This is a genomic window from Streptomyces sp. NPDC003035 (genome assembly GCF_042888285.1).
Taxonomy (GTDB): domain Bacteria; phylum Actinomycetota; class Actinomycetes; order Streptomycetales; family Streptomycetaceae; genus Streptomyces.
In genome coordinates, this window is sequence record NZ_JBIAPJ010000008.1 from 174719 (window position 1) to 198732 (window position 24014).

The following is a 24014-nucleotide window of genomic DNA, read 5'->3' on the forward strand; positions in this document are numbered from 1 at the left end:
CGTCCTGGATCCAATATCCGACATTCGACATCCGACATCCAGCATCCGACCCGGGCGGCCTCAGTGGAGGACCGTCGGGGACGTGGCCCCGCGTGCCAGCAGCCGCACCTCGCCTGTGCCGTCGGCGGGAACGCTCCACACCGCCCCTTCGTGGGCGTAGGCGAGGGTCGCGTCGTCCGTCCAGACCACCTGGTCGTCGATGCTCCGGCGCTCGGCGACCGGGTGCTCGCGCAGGGTCCGGAGATCGAGGACGTGCAGCCGCCAGGGTGCCTTCGGATCGTCGGAGACCTTCTTCTTGAAGGCGATCCGGGTGTTGTCCGGTGACAGCGAGGGGCACTCGACGTTCTCCCGCAGCGCCTTCGCCGACCATCTCCTCATGTCGCCCTCGACCAGGTACGTGCGGCCCTTCGTCGCGACGGTGGAGTAGAAGCGGTTGTCGTCCCGGGCGAAGGTGACACCCCAGTAGTTCACGTCGGGAGCGTGGTACCGGCGGCCGTGGAGTGTGAGCGGGATCTGCTCCATGTTCTTCACGAGATAGCCGGTGCGCAGGTCGAGGATCGAGGTCCGGGTCGAGAAGGCGGAGCCGGCGTACGAGTCGCCCGTGGCGAACATCGTCCAGGAGAGCATGTGTCCCGAGGCGGAGACGCGGGCGCGGTTGGGGATGCCGGGCAGCGCGATCCGGCGCAGTTCGCCCAGTCGCCGGTCCAGCACGATCACGTACGAGCGGGCAGGCACCCCCGGCCGTCGCCGCAGGCAGAGCGCGGTGGGCCCGGCCGCGTGGAAGCGGTCGCAGAGCGGCCCGCCGGTCGTACGGGAGTCCGGTGCGGACAGGCCCTGGCGGCCGACCCGCCCGCTCACGGTGTCACGGACGTAGAGGTGGCCCGGCGCCCCGTCGAGGGTGAGACCGGCGCCACCGCTCGACGTGACGGTCCGATCCGCAGCGCGGAGTGTGTACGCGGTGGCTCCGCCGCCGAGCAGGAGGACGGCGAGGACGAGCACCCAGAGGCGCGCACGCGTGGTCATGCCGAAGGCCCTTCGGGAGCGGGAGCGGGAGCGGGGACGGTAGAGGGAGCGGGGACGAGCCCGGGAGGCGTATCGGGCAGCAGGCGCCACGCGCAGCCCAGGGCCGCCGTGAGCCCCGCGAGGGCCAGGACGAGGGCGGCCGTCGGCCCCCATACCGTCCAGGCGGCGCCGAATCCGGTCGCCGCGACCAGGCGGGCCAGGGCCTGGACGGTCTGTACGAGCGCGAGGCCGCTCGCGCGCCGCCCGGCCGGCAGCAGGGGGCCGGTCAGCGCCATCAGGACCCCGTCGGTGGCGGCGTAGAAGACCCCGAGCAGCCCGAGAACGAGCCCGAGCAGGAGCGGCCCGGGGCCGGGGGCGAGCAGCAGGGCGTACGCGAGGAGCAGTGCCCCGTGCCCGTACAGGAAGGGTTTGCGGCGTCCGATCCGGTCGGCGAGGCGTCCGGCGGGGACCGCGAGCAGCAGATAGCCGGCCGCGGCGCCCAGCGGCAGGAACGGGAACCAGGTGACGGCCAGGTCGAGCCGCCGCTGGAGCAGCAGGTAGACGAACGCGTCCCCGACGGTGACGGCTCCGAGCAGCGCGGTGGCCCCGAGGATCCGCCGGTACGCGGCCGAGCGCAGCGGGGCGAGCAGGGTGCGTGCCCGCGGACGGGGACCGCCGCCCGCCGCGGGACCGGCCCGTCCGCCGGGCACGAGCACCACCAGGAGCAGCACGCCGAGCACTCCGGTGCAGAAACTCACGACGAACACCGCGTCGTACGCGTCCGCCGTCGCCCACAGCAGGGCGAACGCCGCCAGCGGGCCCAGGAGGGCGCCGGTCGTGTCCATCGCCCTGTGGACACCGAAGGCGCGGCCCAGGTCCTCGGGCGGGCTGCTGAGGGTGATCAGGGCGTCGCGCGGGGCGGTACGGATGCCCTTGCCGAGCCGGTCGCCCGCGAGCGCCGCCGCGATCCAGCCGGTCGCGGCGCCGGCGAGGAGCAGGCCGAGGCGGGAGCAGGCGGACAGGGCGTAGCCGAATCCGGCGACCCGCTTGTGGCGGCCACCGCGGTCGGCCGCGTGCCCGCCGAGGAGCCGGACGAGCGCGGTGGCTCCGTTGAACAGGCCGTCCAGGAAGCCGAACTGGAGCGGGGTGAGGCCGAGTCCGACGACGAGGTACAGGGGCAGCACGGCCGTCACCATCTCCGAGGAGACGTCGGTGACCAAGCTGACCGTGCCGAGCGCGAGGACGGTGCCGGAGACGCGCCGCCGCGCCCCTGAAGGGCGAGGTGGCGGCGCGTCCGGGCGACCGGTGGTCGCCAGGTACATCAGTGGCAGGTGTAGGTCGGGCCGGAGTCCTTGACCTGGCCGTCGGTGCCGACGTACTGCCAGGTGTACGTCGTGTCCGTGAAGTCGAGCTTCAGGACGCCGTAGGTACCGCTGATGCGCTTCTGGCTGTGGGGCTGGACGGTCTCGATCGGGTACGGCTCGGCTCCGCCCATGCCGCCGACGATCTCGACGATGCCGTCGGCGGTGGCCCGGCCCGACGGGTCCTGCGGGGCGAACCGTTCGTAGTGGTGGTCGTGGCCGTTGAGGACGAGGTCGGCCCTGGCCGAGTAGAGGATCTGCCACACGGGCTTGGAGACGGGGTCGTTGCCGTGGCCGCCGGAGGAGTACAGCGGGTGGTGGAAGTAGGCGGCGACGCAGCCCTTGGTGTTCCGGGCGAGGTCGTCCTTGAGCCACTGGATCTGGGCGGGGTCGTCGAAGGAGTTGGAGTCGAGGGCGACGAAGTGCCAGTTGCCCTCGTCGTAGCTGTAGTACGGCTTGCCCTGGGGGTAGGCGAGGGCTCCGAAGTACGCCTTGTAGCCGGCGAGCGGGCCGGACGGGTCGTAGGTCTCGTGGTTGCCGGGGGCCGGACGTGTCTTGGCCTTGAAGACGCCCCAGGTCTTGTCGTAGTAGGCGCGGAAGTCGGAGAGCAGGGCGTCGTCGTACTGGTTGTCGCCCATCGTCAGATAGAACTTCGGGTTGATCCGCTGGGCCTGGGCGGCGGTCTTGGGGTGGGCGCAGGAGCTGCTGGACGCCGTGCACTGGGCGGCGATGTCGCCGGCCGCGACGACGGTGAAGGCGCCCGAGGGCGGAGGTCCGCTGTCGAAGGTGCCGTAGACCTCTACTTCGTAGAGGGAGTAGCCGTACGAGGTGCCGCGCGCGGTCCCGTAGACGCGCAGGAAGCGGCCCTTGCCGGTGAGTCCGGTCCACTCGTCGGTGCCGCCGTCGCCGGCGGTCTCCGTGGCGAGCCGGGTCCAGGTGGCGTTGTCGGCCGAGATCTCCACGCGGTACGCCTTGGCGTGGGCGACCTCCCAGGAGAGCCGTACGCGCGAGACGGTGGCGGTGGAGCCGAGGTCGACCTTGATCCACTGCGGATCGGAGCCCTCGGCGCTGGCCCAGCGGGTGGCCGGGTCACCGTCGAACGCCTTGGCCGGAAGGAAGGTGGAGTCCTCGACGGAGGAGGACGTGGCGGGCTTGCCACGGGAGATGAGCGGGTCCGCGGCGGCTCCGGCCCGGCCGGGGTGGGCGAGCAGGAGGCCGCCGATCAGCAGCAGGATGGTGGCGAGGAGGAGGGTCGTGGTGCGGCGTGGTGGGGCGATGGCGTACAGGCGCATACCTGGACTCCCTGGCCTGAGAGGTGGCGAGAGCTGGGCACCGGTGCGGAGCACCGCACACCGCCCCGAAGGGGTCGGAGGGCTGTGCACGGCGGCCGGGTCAGAGCTCTCGCTGAGCGCGTCACGCCCCTGGGGATCGGGCGCCGCGCCAAGCCGCCGCCCGGGATGCTATCTGGTAGGAAAGTTTCCTACCATACCCTCAACTCCCCTTTTCTAGAGGCTGATGTGATACGCCTTGCGCAGCGTCTCGTGGACCGTCCAGGTGGTCCGGTCCCCCTCGCGGAGCACGCACGCGTCGCCGGGCCCGATCTCCAGCGTGGCGCCGCCCTCGACGGCGACGGTGGCGCGGCCGCTGACGACCACGAAGAGCTCGTTCGCCTCGGTGTCGGTGACCACTCCGGGCGTGATCTGCCAGACACCGCGCACCTGCTTGCCGTCGGCGGACTCCCAGAGGACCTTGCCGGTCACCTCGGGCGAGCCCGAGACGATCTGTGCGGGGTCGAGCGGCTCCGGCTCCAGTTCCGCATCGGGGATGTGGACGGCGAAGGAGGGCTGGTCGTGTGTCGTCATGGGCGGTGACTGTAGCGGGGGGCCAGGATCGTTCCAGCGTCGGGACGGGATGGAAGATCGTGCTCCGTTTCGTCTCCGACCAGGCGACTTCCCGCTGTTCGGCGACGGCGACGGAATCCGAAGAACGGCTTCGGGGCAGACCCCGGGAGGTCGGGGGCACGGACGGCCGCACCGAAGGACGCAGGGACTGCCGGGCGGGGCGGCGGAGCACCGATTCCGCAGGCGCCTCGACGCCCCCCCCAGTCGGCGTAATCAGGTCGTGGTCGACCGCGAGACCGTCGTAGAAGTGACGAATGGACACCTCGGCCCCTTCGGGGGCGGAACCACCCATAGGCACGCACCACGGAATACGGCGCGATGGCGCCGCACGGCCGAAAACCGGGTTGGCGGGACGGGTTGCCGACAGAGGTCGCCGCTGGTCACGAGCAGCGCCTTTGGTGCACCCAATGTTGGTCGCGGACAATCCGCCGAGCCCCCTGTCAAGCCTGGCGTGTGCGCGTCAAACTCCCCCTGAACTCCTCCCTCACCTCCGACAGGAGAGTGCGATGTCCGCGTCTGCCTTCCTCCCCCGCACCGCCGCCCTGACCACCACGGCCCTCACCGCCGCCGCGCTGCTCGCGGCCACCCTGGCCGCCCCCGCGGCCCTGGCCGCCGGCCCTGTGGCCCCCGGAGCCGACTACAAGGCCGCCTACGACACCCTCGGCCCCCAGCGCCTCACCCCGGCCCAGCAGAGACTCGCCGCCGCCAAGCAGGCGGAAGCCGCCAGAACGTACGACGGTGTACGCACCCGGGCGCCGCTGGCCGGGTACAAGCTCTCCGGCGGCATCCACCAGTCACAGAAGACGTCCTACTGGTGCGGCCCGGCCACCCTCGTGATCACCCAGTCCGCGCGCGACGAGGTCGCGGGCCGGTCGCAGCAGGACGCCGCGACCCTGCTCAAGACGACCTCCAACGGGACCGCCTGGTACGGCATCAACATCAACGTCCCCAGCCCTACGGGCTACCCGATGGCCGACGCGCTGAACCACCGTCTGCCGGGCGCCGGTTACGTCCCGAAGGCACTGCCGTACACCCCCACCGCCACCGACAAGGCGAACTTCAAGCAGCACATCACCCACAACACCGACAACGACTTCGCCATAGCCGGCAACGCCTGGGAGGTACCGGGCGGCCCGCACCTCGTCGGCCACCCCAACATCGAGATATTCCACTGGGTCTCGATCGACGGCTACAACACGGACACCGCCGCCGGGCAGGTCAACTACCTGGATCCCGTGGGCGGCGTGAGCACGAGCGTGATCTCCTGGGCGGGATCCGTCCCCAAGTCGGCGCGCATCTCGTCCGACACCATCACCACCATCATGGGCGGCCGTGGGTACGTCTGGTAGGTCCCCCTCCCCGGTCGGCGCCCGTGCGGCCCTGACCCTGCTGCTGACGGGCATCCTGGTCGCGGGGTGCTCGTCAGCGCGGCCCGCCCCGGAGCCGGCGCCCCGAGAGGCGTCCGCCTCGGCACCGCGCGCGTCGTCCGCCCCCGCACCGCGGCCCAGCGCGCAGGCCGCCGCCTGCGAGGTGCGGCTGCCCACCGCCTGGAGCTCCGCGCTCGCCGCCGGTGAACTGCGGGTACCGGCCGGTGAGCGGGCGGTGCTCACGGACACCGGCCCCGGCTGGACCGCCGTCCAGCTCACGGGCGGCGGGCAGCGACGGGCCGCCCTGCTGCGGGGAACCGACGCGCCCCGCACCCTGCTCACCCTCGCCGACCCCGTCGAACACCAGCTGCTCGCCGCCGACTTCGACGGCCGGCGGTGGGCCGCGTTCGCCGTCCTGGAAGGACGGACCCTGGACAGCCCATGGAGCCTGTACGTCTGGGACGCCACGACGGGCGCGTCCCGGCGGCTCGCCCGTGCGGACCGGCCGGGCCCGCTGCCCCAGCCCGTCGTCCGTGACGGCGCCGTCCACTGGGCCCAGGGAGTCGGTGGCGGCAAGGCCACCGTGTACGCGGCCGCGGCCGGGGGCGGCGCCCCACGAGCCCTGCGGACGGGGGTGATGGACGCGCCCTTCGCGGCCGGCGGACTGTTGGTGTGGCGCGAATCGGCGGGGTCCGGGACACGGCTGACCGCCGTCTCCCGCGCCGGCGGGCGGCCGGCCGCGCTGCCCGCGCCTCTGGCCGCGTTGCGGGACATCCGGTCCGTGATCTCCGACGGCAGGACCTGGGCATGGGTCGAGGGCGAGGCGGAGCCCCGGCTGATGGTGTGGCGGACGGGGGACGCGCGGCCCGCGGCGGTCGTGACGACGTCCCCGGCCGTCGACGGCATGGATCAGTTGCGGATCAGCGGCCGTCTGGTCACCTGGCGCACGCCGGAGACCTCCTACGCCTTGGACCTCGGCTCCGGCTCGTACGCGCGGATCACACCGGCGTACGGGTACGCGCAGGGCAGGGACGGCGCGCTGGCCGTTGCGTACAGCGTGGGCAACGCCAAGACGTCCGCCTCCCGGCCGGTGATCCAGGTGGTGGACGCGGGCCGGCTGCCCGGCCTGCCGGGCTGTGGCTGAGGGTCGCCACCGAGGTTTGAGTGGTTCGCGGTTGCGCCAGAGATGGGACATGTCCACACACGTGTCCGAAGAGGTTCGGGAGGCGCTCGACGAGGGCCGTCCCGTCGTCGCGCTGGAGTCCACGATCATCGCGCACGGTCTGCCGAGCCCGCGCAATCTGGCCGTGGCGCGGGAGCTGGAGGCGCTGGTACGGGACGGCGGGGCGGTGCCCGCCACGATCGCCGTGATCGACGGCACGGCCCATGTCGGCCTCGACCAGGACGGGTTGGCCCGGATCGCGGAGGATCCGGCGGTACGGAAGCTGGGGCACCGCGACCTGGCGCCCGCGCTGGCGACCGGGGCGACGGGGGCGACGACGGTCTCGGCGACGGCCTGGCTGGCGGACTCGGTCGGCATACGGGTCTTCGCGACCGGCGGGCTCGGCGGGGTGCACCGGGAGTGGAGCGAGACGCAGGACGAGTCGGCGGATCTGCGGCTGCTGTCCAGGGTCGGGGTGACGGTGGTGTGCGCGGGGGTCAAGTCGATCCTCGACGTCCCGGCGACCCTGCAGCGCCTGGAGACGCTGGGTGTGACGGTGGTGGGGTTCGGGACGGAGCACTTCCCCGGGTTCTACCTGGCCTCGTCGGGCGAGCCGGTCGACTGGACGCTGCGCACGCCCGAGGAGGTGGCGGGCGTGATACGCGCCCAGGACGACCTGGGCGAGCCGTACGCGGCGCTGATCGTCGCCAACCCGGTGCCGGAGGCCGACCAGTTGGATCCGGTGCTGCACGACCGGGTGCTCGCGCAGGGTCTCGCGGCGGCGAAGGAGAAGGGGATCACCGGGCAGGCCGTGACACCGTTCCTGCTGGAGTACCTGACCGTCCACACGGAGGGCGCCTCGCTGGAGGCGAACCTCGCGGCGGTACGGGGCAATGTGCGGCTCGCCGCGCGGATCGCCACGGCGTACGCCGAAGGCGGCGCGTGAGCGGCCTGCTGGTCGTCGGCGACGTGGTCACCGACGTCGTGGCCCGGCACCGGACCCCGCTCGCACCCGCCACGGACACGGCGGCCGACATCCGCACGCTGCCCGGCGGCGCCGGAGCCAACGCGGTCTGCTGGGCGGTGCGTTCGGGGTGGGAGGACGTGCGCCTGCTGGGCCGCGTGGGGGCCGAGGCGGCCGACTGGCACGAGAGAGCCCTGCGCCGGGCCGGTGTGCGGCCGCTGCTGGTCAGGGACGCGCACGCCGCCACGGCGACGGTGATCGCGCTGGTCGACGCGAGCACCGAGCGGACGTTCCTGACCGACAGCGGGGCGGCGCTGCGTCTCTCGCCCGCCGACTGGGACGACGCGTTCCTCGACGGTGTGGCCCATCTGCATCTGTCCGGGTACCTCTTCTTCGCCGACGCGAGCCGTGCCGCCGCGCTGCGGGCCCTGCGGGGCGCGCGGGAGGCGGGGATTCCGGCGAGCGTGGACCCGGCCTCCACGGGGTTCCTGGAGCGGCTCGGCGGGGACCGGTTCCTGACCGCCGCACGGGGCGCGCAGGCGCTGTTGCCCAATGCCGACGAGGCCCGCCTGCTGACCGGGGGCGCCGAACCGGCCAAGGCGGCCGAGGTGCTGAGCCGTACGTTCCCGCTGGTCGTGGTCACCCTGGGTACGGCGGGTGCGCTGGTCGCGGAGGCGGGCTCGGTGACGGGCCGGGTCGCGGCACCGGCGGTGCGGGCGGTGGACTCGACGGGGGCGGGCGACGCCTTCACGGGGGCGTTCCTCGCGGCCCGGCTCGCGGGAGCGGACGCGATGGCGGCGGCAGCGGCGGGATGCCGGGCGGGCGCGGAGGCGGTGACGGTGGTGGGAGGACGCCCTGCCGAGGCCGAGCCAGGACCCGCGCCCGCGCCCTGGGAGCCACCGGGGGACACCCTCTAGGAGGCCCTGAGACCGGTCCAGGCCGGGTGGCGTGGGTCGTCGGCGCGGACGACGACGTCCGCCGCGTCGGACGGGCCGACCTCGTTCTCGTACCGCGCGAAGGCGGGCAGGGTCCAGGGCTCCTCGGTGCGGCGCGCGAGGGCGCCGGGCGAGAGCCGCAGATGGACGGTCACGTCGAACGGGAACCAGTGCCCCAGCAGAAACGGGCCGTGCACCAGCAGCACGCCTCCGGGCGGCAGCTCCACGTACGGGCTGCGGGTCGCCCGGTCGCTCACGGGGTCCCAGAGGTCGGGCAGCACGCGCCCACTGCCTCCCGCCTCCAGCGGCCCGAACACCTCGCGCCACAGCGCCCCGGTGTCGTACCAGCCGCTGTAGTACGCGTCGGGGTCCTGCTTCCCGTACTCGTAACGGAGCGATGCGGGCCGCAGGAACCCTCCGGTGCCGACGACAAGTACGGACCGGCCGCGCAGCCGCAGCGCGTCGGCGACCCGCTCGGCGATCTCGCCGGTCGGCGCGGCCGGCGGACCGTCGATGCCGACCTTGAGCCAGTCCCCACCGTCCCCGGGCACGGACCCGTCGACGTGCGCGGCCAGGGCCTCGGACAGTCGCTCCCAGGTGATCGCTTCGAATCGCACGGAGTCGACCTTGTCACAGGCGAGGGCGGCGTGAGCAGGACCACAGGACCATGGAAACGGTGAGGAAGGCAGCGCGGGCAGTCCGGCGCTTCCGCCTCGATCGACAGCGGTGCGTCCTGGGGCAGCAGGCAGGTCATGGAGAGCACGACGGGCTCGGAGCCGACGTTGAACCCTATGTGCCGGTTCTTCCGGCCCGCGGGTTCGACGAACGCCTCGCCCGCGGAGACCGTCTCGACCGAGCAGTCGTGCAGGATGCGGGTCAGCGTGCCCGACTGGACGACCGCGATGATCTGGCCGGGGTGATGGTGCCAGCCCGTGGAGTCACCCGGGGCGAGAGTGACGGTACGGAAGATGACATCCGTGCGACCCTTGGGCGGCTGGATCCGCAGCGCGCCGCTCGACGTGCCCCTGGCCAGCCCACCCCGGCGGCCCTCGTGGTGCGCCACCTCCGGCACGTCCGGAGCATCCGTAACCTCCGGGGAAGCGACGGCGACGTACGCTACTCGTCAGGGGGATGACTCGGACGGGGATTGACTCTCACTCCACCAGCAACGGTCCGTACCTCTACCGCAGTTCACCGGCGAGACGACCGGCTCCCGTCACCGCGACCCGCCCGTCCCGCACCGCCTGGGCGAGGGTCGACTCCCCGCTCGCCAGGGCCCGGCAGGTCGCGGAGTCCGTCCGCAGGTGCGCGTCGGCGGTGTCGGCCGGCGGCGGCCCGTCCCCGTACTCAGGCGGCCCGTCGCCTCCGATCCGTAGATGGAACTCCCCCTCGTCCAGGGTCACCCGCACCACTCCCTCCACCTCGCCCTCCAGAGCGCGCAGCAGCGGGATCGCGAACCAGTGGGCGCGCACGGCGTCCGTCGGCCGCGGCTCCTCCAGGGCGGGCGCCCCCCACTCCGCCAGGGCCCGCAGGACCGGCAACAGGTCGCGGCCCCGCCGGGTGAGCTCGTAGACGTACGCCGAGACGGGCGGCGGCATGCGGCGGCGCGTGACGAGTTCGGCGCCCTCCATGTCCTTGAGGCGGCCGGCCAGCATGTCCGTACTGACGCCCGGGAGATCGGCGTGCAGATCCGTGTAACGGCGCGGCCCGGCGAGGAGTTCGCGGACGATCAGCAGCGTCCAGCGGTCGCCGACGACGTCGAGGGCACGGGCGGCGGCGCAGTACTGGTCATAGCTTCGGCGGCGTGGCATGCGACGCAGTCTAGACAAGTTGTTGGACTTTCCAAGCTCGAACTTGGTAAAACCAAGCATCAATCCTTCTGGGAGGTCGTCGCATGGAGTTCCGGCAGTCGAGCAAGCTGAGCGAGGTCTGCTACGAGATTCGCGGCCCGGTCATCGAGCACGCCAACGCCCTGGAGGAGGCGGGCCACAGCGTCCTGCGCCTCAACACCGGCAACCCCGCGCTCTTCGGCTTCGAGGCGCCGGAGGAGATCGTCCAGGACATGATCCGGATGCTCCCGAAGGCGCACGGCTACACCGACTCCCGCGGCATCCTCTCCGCCCGTCGCGCCGTCGCCCAGCGCTACCAGGCCATGGGACTGCCGGAGGTCGACGTCGACGACGTCTTTCTCGGCAACGGCGTCTCCGAGCTGGTCTCCATGGCCGTCCAAGCGCTCCTGGAGGACGGCGACGAGGTCCTGATCCCCGCGCCCGACTTCCCTCTATGGACGGCGGCGACCACCCTGGCGGGCGGCAAGGCCGTGCACTACCTGTGCGACGAGTCGGCCGACTGGTACCCGGACCTCGCCGACATGGCCGCGAAGATCACCGACCGGACCCGGGCCGTCGTCATCATCAACCCCAACAACCCCACGGGCGCGGTGTATCCGCGCGAGATCGTCGAGGGCATCCTCGATCTCGCCCGCCGCCACGGGCTGATGGTCTTCGCCGACGAGATCTACGACCAGATCGTCTACGACGAGGCCGTCCACCACCCGGCCGCCTCCCTCGCCCCCGACCTGGTCGTCCTCACCTTCGGCGGTCTGTCGAAGACGTACCGGGTGGCGGGCTTCCGCTCCGGCTGGCTGGTCGTCAGCGGTCCGCAGCAGCACGCGAAGAGCTACCTGGAGGGGCTGACGATGCTCGCCTCCATGCGGCTGTGCCCGAACGCCCCCGCGCAGTACGCCATTCAGGCCGCGCTCGGCGGCCGGCAGTCGATCCACGAGCTGACCGCGCCGGGCGGCAGGCTGCGGGAGCAGCGCGACAAGGCGTGGGAGAAGCTCAACGAGATCCCGGGTGTCTCCTGTGTGAAGCCGAAGGGCGCGCTCTACGCCTTCCCGCGCCTGGACCCGAAGGTGCACAGGATCCACGACGACGAGAAGTTCGTCCTCGACCTGCTGCTGCGCGAGAAGATCCAGGTGGTGCAGGGCACCGGCTTCAACTGGCCGCGACCGGACCACTTCCGCATCCTGACGCTCCCGTACGCCGACGATCTCGACGCGGCGATCAGCCGCATCGGCCGTTTCCTGAGCGGCTACCGGCAATAGGGCCCGGAACGGGAGCGGGTCCGAGGGCGTAGCCTGCCCCCGGACCCTGTGGATGCCGCTCACATCACACGCCGGCACGCTTGAGAACCCGGGTCAGTCGTCATTGCGTCGCGTCCTGCCATTGGACCACCGCCGATCGAGCTCGGCGGACCAGATTCGAACTGGCATTTCGACGCACCAGGGCCCGGGCCCGGTCGATCCGGCGATGAGCGGCGGATGCTGAATCTGGAGCAATAGTCTGAGTTTGATCGCGACCCTCGTCAGAAGGGCCGCGCATTCACGACAAGCCTCATCTTCAGCTTTGCGCTCCTCGCGCACCCCGGCCGTGTTCTGTGGCCGGGGAGTCTGTGGGTGTCCCCCGTCGTTCCCCGCTGTCCCCTGTTACCCGAAGAGGTAGCCGAAGACGGCGTCGCCGACCCGCTGGTCGGTGACCTCGGCGCTGTTCGCCTCCTCACGGGCGAACTTCACCGCCTGCTGGAGCTTCTCCACCCGCTCCAGAAGCTCGTTGACCCGCCGGGCGGGCAGCGCGCCGGAGAACTTGACCGTGGTCCAGTAGCCGACCGGCACGTCCTCGTAGTACACCTCGACCTGCGCCGGGTGCTTGTCGGTCGCCTCCGCCTTGACGTGGTTGCGCGGCACCTTCTTCGTCCGCACCGTGCGGACGACCTCGGTCTTCCACGCGTCGGTCGACGGGTCCTGCGTCCAGGACTCGGCCGCGTCGAGGACGGGCAGCTTGCGGACGAAGGTGTTGATGTCCGTCAGCTGCTTCTCCAGGAAGAGGAGATACGCGACGGGCACCTGGCTCACCAGCACGCGCCCGTCGACGGTGACGTCCGCGCGCGCCTCGCAGTTGGCCCAGTCCTTGGTGGCCGTGACATCGAACAGCCGGGTCAGCGCCCGCGCGGTGTCGCGCAGCACGTCCTCGGCCTTCACCTGCACCAGCGTCGACTCGGGCGGAAGCTGCTCGCCCTCCTCGTCCTTCGGCTGGTACGTACGGGAGATGCCGGCGAGCAGCGCGGGCTTCTGCAGCCCGTGGTGCGCCGCCGTCAGGTCCTGATGCGCCCTGGACTTGACGCCCTTCTCCACTGCGATGATCTGATTGAGTTTCGTTGCCACGCGACGGACCCTAGTCCGGTCCGTGACGAGTAATCGAACGATTATTGACGCCGGTTGAGCATTCTGTTGAGCTTTCCGAGGAGCGACCGATCATGGGGACGGCACTGATCGCCGTGGCGGGGACCCTGCTGGGCGTGATCGCCACGCACTGGTTCCAGGGCCGGGCCGCCGAGCGCACGGCCGTGCTGGCCCGCACCGAGCAGCTGCGCCAGGAACGGATCGCGGCGTACAGCGCGTTCGCGGGCGCGGTCGTCGACTTCCGGCGCAGCCAGCACGACCGCTGGTTCAGCGCCGCTCAGGACCCCGGTTCGGAGCGGGCCGAGGCGGCGCGCTTCGCCTCGTACCATCACCGCACCGCGGCAAGCCAGGCTCTCTTCCGTGTCCAGCTGGTCTGTGACGCCCCGGACACCCGCCAACTGGCCGAGTCCGCCTTCCAGATCACCAGCTGCATGCACGAGGCGGCCGACGAGGAGGAGCGCGCCCTGCGGTCCCGGCAGGCGAAGGGGGCGCTCGACGGGTTCATCGCCGCGGCCGCTCCCGGCGTGCGCTGAACGGTGCCGGAGGGTGAACGGTGCCGGAGGGTGAACGGTGCCGGAGGGAAAGAGGAGGGAAAGAGGTCCGTATGGACCTGGTCGCACCCGTCGTCGTCGAACCGCTGAAGCGCCGCCGCTGCTCGGAGTGCCGTCAGGGGCCGCTGGAGCGGATGATCGTCGAGTTCAACGCACCGGTCTGCCTGGACTGCGCCGACCTCGGCCATCTGGTGTTCCTGCGTCGCGGGAACACCGCCCTCACTCGCCGGGCCCGCGAAGCCAGTTCGCTGTGGGCGGTGGTCGTACGGCACAACCGGCGCCGTACCCGGTACGAGCGTCAGGGGCTGCTCGTCGAGGAAGCCGCGCTCGCCCGGGCGGAGACGGCCTGTCTGGCGGACGCGGAGGCACGGGCGCGACGGCGGGCCCGTGACGCGGCGCGGCGCGCGGAACGGGACGTGGAGGTCACGGCGGCGCTGGAGGCCGAGATCCTACGGCTGTTTCCGTCCTGCCCGGCCGACCGGGCCGCGGACATCGCGGCGCACGCCGCGCAGAAGGGCAGCGGCCGGGTGGGACGTACGGCGGCCGGAAGGGCACTGGACCGGGGCGCGGTCACCGCCGCCGTGCGGGCGGCCGTACGTCACATCGACACCGAGTACGACTCGCTGCTCATGCGGGGAGTACCCCGCCACCAGGCCCGGACGAGGGTGGCACCGGCCATCGAGGCGGTACTCCGGGCCTGGCGTCGTGCATAAGGCCCGCGTGGGCCTCAGCCCTGCGCGCCCACGCGGCGGGCGCGGCGGTAGACCAGCGCGCCGCCGAGCAGGAGCGCCGCGCCGGCCGAGGCGGCGTAGCCGACCAGGTCCGAGCCGGTGTCGGCGAGCCCGACCGAGCCGGCCTGCGGGCCGGGCGCCGGGGCGGATCCCTCCGCGTCGTCACCCGGGGCGGGCGACGGCTTGCCGGGCTCCTGCGGCTTCGGCTGCTCACCGGGCGTCTCGGGCCGGCCGGGGCCGTTGACCGAGGTGTTGCCGAAGGCGGGGTTGCCGATGCCGACGACGTTGACCGAGTTGCCGCTGACGTTCACGGGGAGGTCGATCGGCAGCTGGATGCCATTGCCGGAGAGCACCCCGGGGGAGTTCCGGGCGACGCCCTCGGCGGAGGAGCCGCCGCCGTTGGACGCGCCCCCGCCGGTCTTCCCACCGGTGTGCGGCGTGCCGGGCAAGTCCTTGTGCCGGCCGCCCCCGCCCCCGTCCGCGTCCGAGCCGTAGCCGTCGGACGCGGTGGTGTTCTCGCAGCGGTTGCCCATGGCCGGGTTGAGCAGTCCGACGACGTTGACGGTGTTGCCGCAGACGTTGACCGGGACATGCACCGGCAGCTGAACGGTGTTGCCGGAGATCACTCCCGGCGAATCGACCGCAGCGCCCTGGGCGCCGGAGTCGGCGTGCGCGGCGCCCGCCGAGAGCGCGAGCGCGCCACCCGTGACCATCAGTGTGGCCAGACCACTTCGGCGAATCTGCCTCATGGCTTCCTGCCTTCCGGAGGTTTTCACGGGCATTCGCCCGTACCCGCAATTAACGCGATCCGGACCCGGCCGGATCAGGCCGTTGGCGTGTTTCACTCCATCGAGTGGGTGTGACCTCGAACGAACGGGGAATCACCGGCTCCGTTCGAGGGGGTTATCGTGGCGCGGCGAGGGGGTGAGCATGGGCGGGCGGGGACTCAGGGTGCCGGTGGGGCCCGATGCGGCGCGCTGGACGACCCGCGCCGCCACGCGCACGGTGCTGTTCGTCGTACACAACGTCACGTCCGCGACCCGGCTGCTCGATGTGCTGCCGCTGTTCGACGACGCGCTGGACGTGCAGTGCGTGGCGACCTGTACCGGATCCTCGCCGTTTCTCGCGGGCGTGCCGGAGCTGCTGGCGGAGGCGGGGCTGCCGGTCCTGCCCTGGGAGCAGGCGACGCGGACGCCGGTGGATCTGGCGATCAGCGCCAGCTACGGCGGTGACCTCCATCATTTTCAGGGGAAGTTGATCGTCCTCTCGCACGGCGCTGGCTACAATAAGAGGCTGGCAACACCGGACACCGGACACCGGACACCGGGCGGCCGGGGGCAGAGCAGTCGGCGGGCTCGGGGCCGGGCTGCGTGCCGGTCTTCGGGATGGATCCCGAGTGGCTGCTGCACGAGGGGAAGCCCCTCGCCACCGCGACCGTGCTCTCCCACCCGGAACAGCTCCAGCGCCTCACCACGGCCTGCCCCGAGGCCGCCGACACGGCGGTCCTCGCCGGGGATCCGTGCTTCGACCGGCTGCTCGCCCTGCGTGACCGCCGCCCCGCGCTGCGCCGCGCCCTCGGCGTCGACGACGGCCGGACCCTTGTCGTACTGAACTCCACCTGGGGCCGTGGCTCCCTCCTCGGCAGCGAACGGTTCCCCGCGCTGCTCCGGGAGTTGACGGGGACGCTGCCCGTCGACGAGTACCGGCTCTGCGCCGTCCTGCACCCCAACATCTGGTACGGCCACGGCCCCGGTCAGGTGCGTCGCTGGCTCCGGCGGGCCGCCGACGCCGGTCTGACGCTCATCGACCCGCTCGGGCCCTGGCGGCAGACCCTCGCCGCCGCGGACTGCGTCATCGGGGACCACGGCTCCGTCACCTTCTACGCCGCCGCACTCGGCCTGCCCGTCCTGCTCGGCGCGTTCCCCCACGAGGAACTCGACCCGGCCTCGCCCGTCGCCGCGCTCGGCCGGACCGCGCCGCATCTGCGGTCGGGGGAACCCCTGCGCGCCCGACTGGAGTCCGTACGGGAAGCCCACACACCGGGTCGCCACGACGGACTCGCCGCACAGACCACGTCCGCCCCTGGCGCCTCGGCCGGGCTGCTACGGACGCTCTTCCACGACCTCCTGCGGCTCCCCGAGCCCGAGGAGCCCGCCCGGCTGGAGCCCCTCGGCATACCGGACGGCCTCACCTCCGCGGTCAGCGTTCCGCTGCGCGTCCTCACCTCGGTCCGCGAGCCGTCCTCGTCCGTGCCCGAGATCGCCGTCACCCGGTACGCGTCCCCGGACTCCGAGCCCGAGCTGCCGCCGGCCGACGACGCGCACACCGTCGTGGACGACGCGACACGTGAGACCGACCGGCTCGCCCTGGCGGATCTGGTGGTGGAACGCTCCCCCGCCCCTCCCGGGCCACGCGCCGCCGAACTGCTGCGGGAGCGGCCGCACGCGACGCTCGCCGTGGTCGTGACCGGCAGGGACGGCTGCCTCGTCCGTACCCGCGAGGGCGCCAACCTGGTGCTGACCGCCCGCCCGGGCCCGGACGGGTTCCCCGACCCGTGCGATCCCGCCGTCTACGCCTCCGCCCTCCACGCCTGGCGGGAGAGCGGCCGTCCCCTGGGCGCCCTCGCCGACGGCATGACGGTGATGACGGGAGGAACCAGGCATCGCGTCGACGTACGGAACGGCGATTGCCGTATCGATCCGGACGGCCCGGTCGGTCAGGGCGGCCCGACCGGCCAGGGCGGTCCCGCCGGGCCGGTCAGCTCCGTCGGCTCATAGCGGCGAGCTCCGCGCGCAGGCTCGCGGCCGTGGGCGACCCCAGCGCCTCGTGCCGCTCGGCGGCCTCCGTCAGGAAGCGCCGCCGTTCCTCCTCCGAACCGGCGGCGAGCGCCCGCAGTTCCGCGATCGCCGCCAGCTGGACGGGCGCGGCCTCGCGCGCCATCCGCTCGGCCGCCTCGGCGAGATGCCCGGACGCCGCACCGAGGTCGCCGGCGGCGAGCGCGGCCTCGCCGAGGCTGGTCAGGACACGCGCCTCGTTGTACGGGTCGGGCAGCGCTCGCATCAGGTCCCGGGCGTGCCGCAGCCGGTCGGCCGCCTCGGCGTGGCGGCCCTGGCCGGACAGGGCACGGCCCAGGTGGTGTTCGAGGAGGGCCCCGGCGCGCGGATCGTCGGTGAGGGCGCGGGCACGCTCGAAGCACTCGGCAGCCTCCGCGTACCGCCCCTGCCGCAGCCGTACGAGCCCCTGCGACTCGACGGCGGTCGCCTCGCCGCGGCGGTGCCCACAGCGCCGGTCCGCCTCGGCGGCCGCCTCGAAGCAGCGTTCGGCCTCTTCGAAGCTACCGAGGCCGAGATGGGCGAAGCCGAGCTGGGTGTGCATCCGTCCCTCCGCCTCGGGCACGTCAAGGCAGCGCGCCGCTGCCTGGACACCGAGGCGGTGGGTGGCGATCCAGTCGTGGTGGAAGCCCTGACGGAGGAAGAGGCTCCACAGCGCCTCGCACAGCTGCCAGGTGAGCTCGTCGAATCCGAAGTGGTCGGCGGTCCGCACCGCCTCGACGAGGTTCTCGCGCTCCATGAGCTGCCAGGCGGCGGCCGAGGCGCCGTCGGTGGGCGTGCCGGAGGGGGCGTCGATGATGCTGCCGACGGAGCCGTCGTCCACGGGCAGGCGGTGGTAGACCGGTCCCAGGTGCCAACGGCCCGGCATCACGCGGGCATCTGCCGCGGCCGCCGTCCGGAGGTGGTGGCGGAGCAGCCGGCCCACGGCCCGGGCGGCCTCCCCGGCGCCGTCCTCGCGCAGCGCGCGCCGTTCGGCGTCGGCGCGCAGGAGGTCGTGGTAGCGGTACCGCCCAGGCGCGTACTCCTCGACGAGGTGGAGTCCGGCGAGCCCTTCGAGCAGGTCGGCGGCGCGCGCTTCGGGTACGTCGAGGAGGGCGGCGGCGGCCGGCGCGGTCAGGCCCGCCCAGGGGCGCAGCGCGCCGAGCCGGTAGAGGCGGGCCTCGTCGGGACCGAGGTCCCGGTAGGAGGCGTCGGCGGTGGCGGTGACCGGGTCACTCCCCGGCTCCGGCGAGGTGGCGTCGTGTGGTGCGGCCGCGGCTGCCATGTCACGCTCCAGCTGGTCCCAGGTCAGGTGTGTCCGTACGGCGAGTCGCTCGCCGGCCATGCACAGGGCGAGCGGCAGTCCGCCGCACCGCCGGGCGACCGCGGAGGCGCCCGCATCGGTCCCGGTCCCGGTTCCGGCAGGGGGGCGGCCTGCGAGACGGGAGAGGAGGAGCGTGGCGTCCGCCGGTCCGAGGGGTGGCAGCTCGACGTGATGGGCGCCCGCGCGCACGAGCCCGGAGAGCCGACGCCGGCTGGTGACGAGGGTGAGCGATCCGGGTGCGGCGGGCAGCAGCGGGAGCACCTGGGCCACGGAGTGGGCGTTGTCGAGCACGACGAGCAGCCGACGGTCGGCGGTCAGCGACCGGAACCAGTCGATCTGCTCCTGCTCGTCGGCCGGGACGTACGGCGCGGCCACGCCCAGCGCGCGCAGAAAGCGGGCGAGGACGGTGGACGGGCTCTGGGCGGTGCTCGCGGAGTCGCCGCGCAGATCCGCGTGGAGCTGGCCGCCGTCGTAGCGGGAAGAGAGCCGGGCGGCGAAGTGGAGCGCGGTCGCCGACTTCCCGATGCCGCCGGGCCCGGAGAGAACAACCAGCCGTGGCGTCTCGTCGTCCTCCTCCAGGAGGGCGGTCAGCCGCTCCAGTTCGGCGTGCCGGTCCGTGAAGTGGCGGGTGGGCGGCGGGAGTAACCGCGGAACCGGGGCGCCGGGGACGAGCGCCGGGACGACGGCCTCGTGGAGTGTCAGCGTGCCGATGTGCTGGGCCTGGACGACCGGGCCGTGGACGGTGCCGCTGAGGTCGTTGTGCACGGTGGGCCTCACCGGCCCTGGCCGTCCGGCGCACTCCGCGGCGCGGGAAGCTGCCCGGCCTGCCCCACCTGGCCCCCTCCGCCTCCACCGCTGTTCCGCAGGGTGCCGATCAGGCCGGTCTGGATCACGAGGCCGTGGTAGGACCCATCGTTGATGGTGTTGGTCACCTGGAGGGTCGTCTCCCCCGTCCCCTCCCCCGCCCCGTCGCCCGTCAACTCCGCGAGGATCTCGCGCAGCTCGGCCGCCGCGTCGGGATCGTCGCGAAGGCTGCGGCGCATACGGGCCCGCCATTCGGCGAGGGCTTCGGCGCGCGCGTCGGCCGCCGCGTCCTCGTCGTCACTCCGTGCGGCGTCGAGCAGTTCGCCCCGTACGGCGTCCAGTTCGGCGCCGACCGACTCCGCGTCGGCACCGAAGCGGCCGGCGAAGAACGCGGCGACACGCGTCCGGGCCCGCTCCCAGCCGTCGCCCACCATCTGCTGGACGAGCGCGGTCGCCCCCGCCGTCGCCAGTGCCACCAACTCGGCTTCCACCAGGCCCCCTTCGAACGATCGACGCGAGTCGCCAGCCTATCGGTCAGCGTCCCAGCAGATCGGTGAGTGCGCCGACGGGGTCGGGGTCCGGCGTGCCGCGCGGCCACCAGTCCTCGCGGTCGGCGTCCGACTCGTACCCGTACCAGAGCCCGTCGCGTCCGAAGCGGAGCTGGAGCGAGCGCGTCGACAGCCGGTTGCGCCAGGGGCGGAAGGCGGGGAAGTCGGCAGCGAGCAGGGCGGGGCGGGCCCGGTCGAAGGGGCCGGCGGGCGGGTCCCAGGGCTCTTCCAGGACGGTCAGCCCGGCGAGGCCGCCCTGCCGCCAGGCGGCGACGGCGCGGGCCAGGTCGGTGGGTGTGCGGTCGAGGGCGTACGCGAGGTCGCGGTAGAGCGCACGGGTGGAGGCGGTGAGACCGGAGCCGGGGTGCGCGGCGGCCAGCCGTACGGCGTCCTGCCAGGGCGTGAGCGCGGCGACGGGGTCGCGTCCGGTGACCAGGAAGGTGTGGGCGCGGGCGGCCGCCTCCATGGCGAGCAGGTCCAGGGCGAGAGGATCCGGGGCGTCGGGGTCCGGTGGGTAGGCCGGGGGCCGGCCGGGATGCGCCGGGACGGGGAGCGGCGGGGGAAGCGACGGCAGGGCGTGACCGGTGAGCGCGGCGAGGGCGGCGCGGGCCGGAACCGTGGCCATCGGCGGCGCCGACGCTGTCTTCTCGGCCGCGGAGCGGGCCGCGTTGCGCTGGGTGAGGGCGGCGAGGATCTCCTGCTCGCCGCGTCCCCGCATGAGGAAGAGGACGAAGGGGTCCTCGTCGAGGAGCCGTGCCGACTGGTAGCAGAGGGCGGCGGCGTGCTTGCAGGGGAAGCCGTCATCCGGGCAGGAGCAGTCGGGGACGAGGTCCCCGGGCGCGGGCAGGAGTCCCGTGACGGCCTCGACGGCGTGGGGGACGTCCTTGTCGAGCAGGGCGGCGATGTGGTCGGGCCGCGCGGCGACCTCGTCCAGGAAGCGCTCCCAGCCGTCGTCGCCGAGCGTGCGCAGCCGGATCTCGGTGCGGTACGGGCGGGGGCGCGTGCCGTGGACGTAGGCGACGACCCGGCCGGGGGTGACCGTGATCGCGTCGACGTGACCGCGCCCGGCGTACGCCTTGCCGCGGGCGAGGCGGGCGGCGTCGAGGGCGGTGTCCTCCAGGGCCTCCACCCATGCGTTGCCCCACCAGGTGGAGGCGAAGCGGCCGTCGGGGGCCTCGCGCGGGGCGAGCGCCGGGAACGTACGGCGCCGGTCGTCGTGGCGCGGGCCGGCGAACCGTCCGGCCGGGGGTCTGCGGTTCACGACGGCCTCCTCAGCGAGACGAGGTCCGCCAGTTCGCGGTCGGTCAGCTCGGTCAGGGCGGCCTCTCCGGAGCCGAGGATGGCGTCCGCCAGGGCCCGCTTGGCGCGGAGCATCTCGGCGATGCTGTCCTCCACGGTGCCCTCGGCGATCAGCCGGTGGACCTGGACCGGCTGGGTCTGTCCGATGCGGTAGGCCCGGTCGGTGGCCTGCTCCTCGACGGCCGGGTTCCACCAGCGGTCGTAGTGGACGACGTGTCCGGCCCGGGTGAGGTTGAGCCCGGTGCCCGCCGCCTTCAGCGAGAGCAGGAAGACGGGCACCTCGCCGGACTGGAAGCGGTCCACCATCCGCTCCCGCTCGGCCACGGGCGTGCCCCCGTGCAGCAGTTGGGCCGGGATCGCCCGGGCGGCCAGGTGGTCGGCGAGGAGCCGGGCCATGGAGACGTACTGGGTGAAGACGAGCACGGCGCCGTCCTCGGCGAGGATCGTGTCGAGGAGTTCGTCGAGCAGGGCGAGCTTGCCCGAGCGGCCGGCGAGCCGTGCCGTGCCGCCCCCCTTGGCGGTCTGCTCCTTGAGGTACTGGGCGGGATGGTTGCAGATCTGCTTGAGCGAGGTGAGCAGCTTCATGATGAGCCCGCGACGGGCGATGCCCTCGGCGCCCTCGATCTGCGCCATGGTCTCGCGGACCACCGCCTCGTAGAGCGACGCCTGTTCGCGGGTGAGCGCCACGGGGTGATCGGACTCGGTCTTGGGCGGCAGCTCGGGGACGATGCCGGGGTCCGACTTGCGGCGGCGCAGCAGGAAGGGCCTGACGAGGCGGGCGAGGCGCTCGACGGCCTCGTCGTTCTCGATCTCCTCGCTGTTCTCCACGGCGCGGGCGTGGCGGGAGCGGAAGGCCTTGAGGGGGCCGAGGAGGCCGGGGGTGGTCCAGTCAAGCAGGGCCCACAGCTCGGAGAGGTTGTTCTCCACGGGGGTGCCGGTGAGGGCGACCCTGGCCGGTGTCGGGATGGTGCGCAGCGCCTTGGCCGTCGCGGAGAAGGGGTTCTTGACGTGCTGGGCCTCGTCGGCGACGACCATGCCCCATTCCTGGGCGGCCAGTTGAGGGGCGCTGGTGCGCAGGGTGCCGTAGGTGGTGAGGACGAACCCGCCGGTGCCGGAGCCGGCGTCGAGCCCGTCCAGGGAACGGTCGGCGCCGTGGAAGCGGCGCACGGGTACGCCGGGGGCGAAGCGCTGGATCTCCCGCTGCCAGTTGCCGAGCAGGGAGGCGGGGCAGACGACCAGGGTGGGCGCGCGGCGGGCGCGGCGCAGATGGAGGGCGATGAGGGTGACGGTCTTGCCGAGGCCCATGTCGTCGGCGAGGCAGCCGCCGAGCCCGAGCGAGGTCATCAGGTCGAGCCAGGCCAGGCCGCGCAGCTGGTAGTCGCGCAGGGTGGCGTCCAGGCCGGCGGGCGCGGTGACCTCCTCGGGGCCGGCGACGAGCCGGTCCCGCAGGGTCGCGAGGGCTCCTACGGGCACGGCGCGGACGGTCTCGCCGTCCACCTCCGCGGTGCCGGTGAGGGCGACGGCGAGGGCGTCGACGGGCTCCAGCAGGCCCAGTTCCCGCTTGCGGGCCTTGCGGACGAGGTCGGGGTCGACGACGACCCACTGGTCGCGCAGCCGCACGATGGGCCGGTGGGACTCGGCGAGGGCGTCCATCTCCCGCTCGGTGAGCGGGTCTCCGTCCAGGGCGAGCTGCCAGTTGAAGCGGAGCAGTTCCTCGCTGTCGAAGAAGGTCGTGCCGTCGGTGGCGGAGCCGGGGGCGGACAGCGGCGGCCGGACCACGGCGGAGGCGCTGAGCGAGCGGGCCAGCTCGCGGGGCCAGTGGACGGCGATCCCGGCGTCGGCGAGGCGGGCGGCGGCGGGACCGAGCAGCTCGTACAGCTCGTCCTCGGTGAGGGCGAGGGCATCGGGGACGTCTCGCTCCAGGAGCCTGCCGAGCGGGGACCAGACACGGGCCGCGCGGCGCAGCGCGAGGACGGCGTCGATCCGGGCGCGCGGCCCGAAGAGGTCGTCGCCGCCGCCCGCCCAGAGGTCGGCGGCGTCGATGACGAGGGTGGGGTCGGCGAGGCTGTGGATCTGGAGGAGCGCCGCGGCGGCGTGCCGCTCGTCGCCGCCTTCCTCGGCGATGTCGAAGAGTTCGTGCCCGGCAAGGTCGAGGCGGAGCGAGACCCGGACCCCGGCGTCCATGCCGGCGGCGGCCTCGGCCGCCCAGGCACGCGCGCGGGGCAGGTGCTGCGCGGTGCGCGCGGCGAAGGGCGCGCCGGCCGCGTGGGCCGCGGCGGGGGTACGGGGCAGGGTGTCGGCGACCGCGTCGAGGAAGGCCCGTACCAGCGCCTCGGGCTCGGGCAGTTGGAGCGGGCTGCGGCCGGGGACGGGCGCGGCGTGGGCTTCGTGGGGCATGGCGGCGGCGACGGCCCGCAGGTGGGCGATGTCGTCGGCGTCCAGCGGGCCCGCCCGCCAGGCGTCCAGGTCGTCGGCGGTGAGCCCGGGCAGCAGGCGTCCTCGCGCGACGAGCTGCAGGGCGTGCAGGGCGGCGGCGCCCCAGCAGGCGGTGGCGGGGTGGACGGCCGGGTGGTGGCGGGCGGCGACCAGATGGGGCAGGGCTTCGGCGACGCCGAGGATCACGGCGGGGACCGTGCGGCTGCGGACTCCGGCGCCGTGGCGGCGTACGACGGTGAGCTCGGCGACCCGGGCGCCGGGGCCTTCGCCGCCGAGGGGCGTCACCGGGCTCCGGTCGGCGGACGGCGGCAGGTTCGCGGGCGGGGACGGGGGGAGAAGCGGGGGCAGCTCGCCGCCGTCGGGCGCCCAGAACGCGACCCGCCCGTCGCGGGGCAGGGCGGCCGGCAGGAAGACGGCGGCACTGGTCTGCCAGGTGTGTGTCACGGCGCTGCTCACCTCCCCGTTCCGCGACGGAATCCGACTGGACCTCCGACCTTACGGGTGGGGTCTGACAACGGGGTCTCGCGCCGCTTCGCCCGGGCGGCCCAGCAGCGGGTGACAGCCCGCCCGGCAGGCGGC

General features: G+C 73.4%; 20 protein-coding genes and 1 pseudogene. 8 read left to right on the forward strand and 13 right to left on the reverse strand.

Annotated features, from left to right (window positions below; translation table 11 throughout):
* Positions 1 to 60: 60 nt before the first annotated feature.
* The 4 genes from ACFYV5_RS25545 to ACFYV5_RS25560 form a co-directional block, all read right to left on the reverse strand.
* Positions 61 to 1023, reverse strand: a complete 963-nt coding sequence (locus ACFYV5_RS25545) for a hypothetical protein (RefSeq protein ID WP_389172215.1) — start codon at positions 1021 to 1023, stop codon at positions 61 to 63.
* On the reverse strand, positions 1020 to 2324 hold the full coding sequence (locus ACFYV5_RS25550; protein WP_389172217.1) for an MFS transporter: 1305 nt from the start codon (positions 2322 to 2324) through the stop codon (positions 1020 to 1022). Before ACFYV5_RS25550 ends, ACFYV5_RS25545 begins: the two co-directional genes overlap by 4 nt.
* A complete protein-coding gene (locus tag ACFYV5_RS25555) occupies positions 2324 to 3655 on the reverse strand; it encodes a discoidin domain-containing protein (protein ID WP_389172219.1) in 1332 nt (443 codons plus the stop codon). Before ACFYV5_RS25555 ends, ACFYV5_RS25550 begins: the two co-directional genes overlap by 1 nt.
* Positions 3656 to 3868: 213 nt before the next feature.
* Positions 3869 to 4225, reverse strand: a complete 357-nt coding sequence (locus tag ACFYV5_RS25560) for a cupin domain-containing protein (RefSeq protein ID WP_355111303.1) — start codon at positions 4223 to 4225, stop codon at positions 3869 to 3871.
* Positions 4226 to 4770: 545 nt separating this feature from the next.
* Between ACFYV5_RS25560 and ACFYV5_RS25565 the strand changes: the two genes are divergently transcribed.
* From ACFYV5_RS25565 to ACFYV5_RS25580, 4 genes are read left to right on the forward strand one after another with little or no spacing between them, the layout of a single operon-like run.
* Complete coding sequence (locus ACFYV5_RS25565; protein WP_389172221.1) at positions 4771 to 5613, forward strand: hypothetical protein; 843 nt, start codon at positions 4771 to 4773, stop codon at positions 5611 to 5613.
* A complete protein-coding gene (locus ACFYV5_RS25570) occupies positions 5597 to 6775 on the forward strand; it encodes a hypothetical protein (protein WP_389172223.1) in 1179 nt (392 codons plus the stop codon). Before ACFYV5_RS25565 ends, ACFYV5_RS25570 begins: the two co-directional genes overlap by 17 nt.
* A 49-nt stretch (positions 6776 to 6824) precedes the next feature.
* Positions 6825 to 7739, forward strand: coding sequence for a pseudouridine-5'-phosphate glycosidase (locus ACFYV5_RS25575; RefSeq protein ID WP_389172225.1), 915 nt, complete (start codon positions 6825 to 6827; stop codon positions 7737 to 7739).
* Positions 7736 to 8674 (forward strand): carbohydrate kinase family protein, encoded by a 939-nt coding sequence (locus tag ACFYV5_RS25580; protein ID WP_389172227.1) that lies wholly within the window; start codon positions 7736 to 7738, stop codon positions 8672 to 8674. The genes ACFYV5_RS25575 and ACFYV5_RS25580 overlap by 4 nt, the downstream gene beginning before the upstream one ends.
* Here the strand turns inward: ACFYV5_RS25580 and ACFYV5_RS25585 are convergent.
* From ACFYV5_RS25585 to ACFYV5_RS25595, 3 genes and pseudogenes are all read right to left on the reverse strand, one after another.
* On the reverse strand, positions 8671 to 9309 hold the full coding sequence (locus ACFYV5_RS25585) for a uridine kinase (protein WP_389172229.1): 639 nt from the start codon (positions 9307 to 9309) through the stop codon (positions 8671 to 8673). The two genes, ACFYV5_RS25580 and ACFYV5_RS25585, sit on opposite strands and share 4 nt — an antisense overlap.
* Before the next feature lie 200 nt (positions 9310 to 9509).
* Positions 9510 to 9764: pseudogene (locus ACFYV5_RS25590) on the reverse strand (cupin domain-containing protein); the annotation flags it as partial.
* Positions 9765 to 9873: 109 nt separating this feature from the next.
* Complete coding sequence (locus tag ACFYV5_RS25595) at positions 9874 to 10503, reverse strand: winged helix-turn-helix transcriptional regulator (RefSeq protein WP_389172231.1); 630 nt, start codon at positions 10501 to 10503, stop codon at positions 9874 to 9876.
* Between the two features lie 83 nt (positions 10504 to 10586).
* On the opposite strand from ACFYV5_RS25595, the gene ACFYV5_RS25600 reads away from it, so the two are divergent.
* Positions 10587 to 11798: a pyridoxal phosphate-dependent aminotransferase gene (locus ACFYV5_RS25600; protein WP_389172233.1), complete on the forward strand. Its 1212-nt coding sequence runs from the start codon at positions 10587 to 10589 to the stop codon at positions 11796 to 11798.
* A gap of 381 nt (positions 11799 to 12179) precedes the next feature.
* Here the strand turns inward: ACFYV5_RS25600 and ACFYV5_RS25605 are convergent, their stop codons facing one another.
* Positions 12180 to 12914 carry a hypothetical protein gene (locus ACFYV5_RS25605; RefSeq protein ID WP_389172235.1) on the reverse strand — a complete coding sequence of 245 codons (735 nt, stop codon included), beginning with the start codon at positions 12912 to 12914 and terminating at the stop codon, positions 12180 to 12182.
* 92 nt (positions 12915 to 13006) lie between these two features.
* Here ACFYV5_RS25605 and ACFYV5_RS25610 point away from each other — a divergent pair, with 92 nt between their 5' ends.
* Positions 13007 to 13465: a hypothetical protein gene (locus tag ACFYV5_RS25610; protein WP_355111289.1), complete on the forward strand. Its 459-nt coding sequence runs from the start codon at positions 13007 to 13009 to the stop codon at positions 13463 to 13465.
* Positions 13466 to 13536: 71 nt separating this feature from the next.
* Positions 13537 to 14196 carry a DUF2293 domain-containing protein gene (locus tag ACFYV5_RS25615; RefSeq protein WP_389172237.1) on the forward strand — a complete coding sequence of 220 codons (660 nt, stop codon included), beginning with the start codon at positions 13537 to 13539 and terminating at the stop codon, positions 14194 to 14196.
* Between the two features lie 14 nt (positions 14197 to 14210).
* Here the strand turns inward: ACFYV5_RS25615 and ACFYV5_RS25620 are convergent, their stop codons facing one another.
* Positions 14211 to 14963, reverse strand: coding sequence for a chaplin family protein (locus ACFYV5_RS25620; RefSeq protein ID WP_389172239.1), 753 nt, complete (start codon positions 14961 to 14963; stop codon positions 14211 to 14213).
* Between the two features lie 636 nt (positions 14964 to 15599).
* Between ACFYV5_RS25620 and ACFYV5_RS25625 the strand changes: the two genes are divergently transcribed.
* Positions 15600 to 16991, forward strand: a complete 1392-nt coding sequence (locus ACFYV5_RS25625; RefSeq protein ID WP_389172241.1) for a hypothetical protein — start codon at positions 15600 to 15602, stop codon at positions 16989 to 16991.
* Here ACFYV5_RS25625 and ACFYV5_RS25630 read toward each other — a convergent pair.
* From ACFYV5_RS25630 to ACFYV5_RS25645, 4 genes are read right to left on the reverse strand one after another with little or no spacing between them, the layout of a single operon-like run.
* Complete coding sequence (locus ACFYV5_RS25630) at positions 16972 to 19113, reverse strand: ATP-binding protein (RefSeq protein ID WP_389172243.1); 2142 nt, start codon at positions 19111 to 19113, stop codon at positions 16972 to 16974. The two genes, ACFYV5_RS25625 and ACFYV5_RS25630, sit on opposite strands and share 20 nt — an antisense overlap.
* Before the next feature lie 8 nt (positions 19114 to 19121).
* A complete protein-coding gene (locus ACFYV5_RS25635; protein ID WP_389172245.1) occupies positions 19122 to 19643 on the reverse strand; it encodes a hypothetical protein in 522 nt (173 codons plus the stop codon).
* A 43-nt stretch (positions 19644 to 19686) separates the two neighbouring features.
* The gene (locus ACFYV5_RS25640; protein ID WP_389172247.1) at positions 19687 to 20961 is read right to left on the reverse strand and encodes an SWIM zinc finger family protein; all 1275 of its coding nucleotides are present in this window, start codon (positions 20959 to 20961) and stop codon (positions 19687 to 19689) included.
* Positions 20958 to 23879: a DEAD/DEAH box helicase gene (locus ACFYV5_RS25645; RefSeq protein WP_389172249.1), complete on the reverse strand. Its 2922-nt coding sequence runs from the start codon at positions 23877 to 23879 to the stop codon at positions 20958 to 20960. Before ACFYV5_RS25645 ends, ACFYV5_RS25640 begins: the two co-directional genes overlap by 4 nt.
* Positions 23880 to 24014: the final 135 nt, after the last annotated feature.

Bases quoted from the DNA above. Each gene is read 5' to 3' on its own strand.
- ACFYV5_RS25595 (WP_389172231.1), bottom strand. From the start codon at position 10,503: ATGCCACGCCGCCGAAGCTATGACCAGTACTGCGCCGCCGCCCGTGCC.
- ACFYV5_RS25615 (WP_389172237.1), top strand. From the start codon at position 13,537: ATGGACCTGGTCGCACCCGTCGTCGTCGAACCGCTGAAGCGCCGCCGC.
- ACFYV5_RS25575 (WP_389172225.1), top strand. From the start codon at position 6,825: ATGTCCACACACGTGTCCGAAGAGGTTCGGGAGGCGCTCGACGAGGGC.
- ACFYV5_RS25620 (WP_389172239.1), bottom strand. From the start codon at position 14,963: ATGAGGCAGATTCGCCGAAGTGGTCTGGCCACACTGATGGTCACGGGT.
- ACFYV5_RS25610 (WP_355111289.1), top strand. From the start codon at position 13,007: ATGGGGACGGCACTGATCGCCGTGGCGGGGACCCTGCTGGGCGTGATC.
- ACFYV5_RS25625 (WP_389172241.1), top strand. From the start codon at position 15,600: ATGGATCCCGAGTGGCTGCTGCACGAGGGGAAGCCCCTCGCCACCGCG.
- ACFYV5_RS25600 (WP_389172233.1), top strand. From the start codon at position 10,587: ATGGAGTTCCGGCAGTCGAGCAAGCTGAGCGAGGTCTGCTACGAGATT.
- ACFYV5_RS25545 (WP_389172215.1), bottom strand. From the start codon at position 1,023: ATGACCACGCGTGCGCGCCTCTGGGTGCTCGTCCTCGCCGTCCTCCTG.
- ACFYV5_RS25560 (WP_355111303.1), bottom strand. From the start codon at position 4,225: ATGACGACACACGACCAGCCCTCCTTCGCCGTCCACATCCCCGATGCG.
- ACFYV5_RS25555 (WP_389172219.1), bottom strand. From the start codon at position 3,655: ATGCGCCTGTACGCCATCGCCCCACCACGCCGCACCACGACCCTCCTC.
- ACFYV5_RS25550 (WP_389172217.1), bottom strand. From the start codon at position 2,324: ATGTACCTGGCGACCACCGGTCGCCCGGACGCGCCGCCACCTCGCCCT.
- ACFYV5_RS25565 (WP_389172221.1), top strand. From the start codon at position 4,771: ATGTCCGCGTCTGCCTTCCTCCCCCGCACCGCCGCCCTGACCACCACG.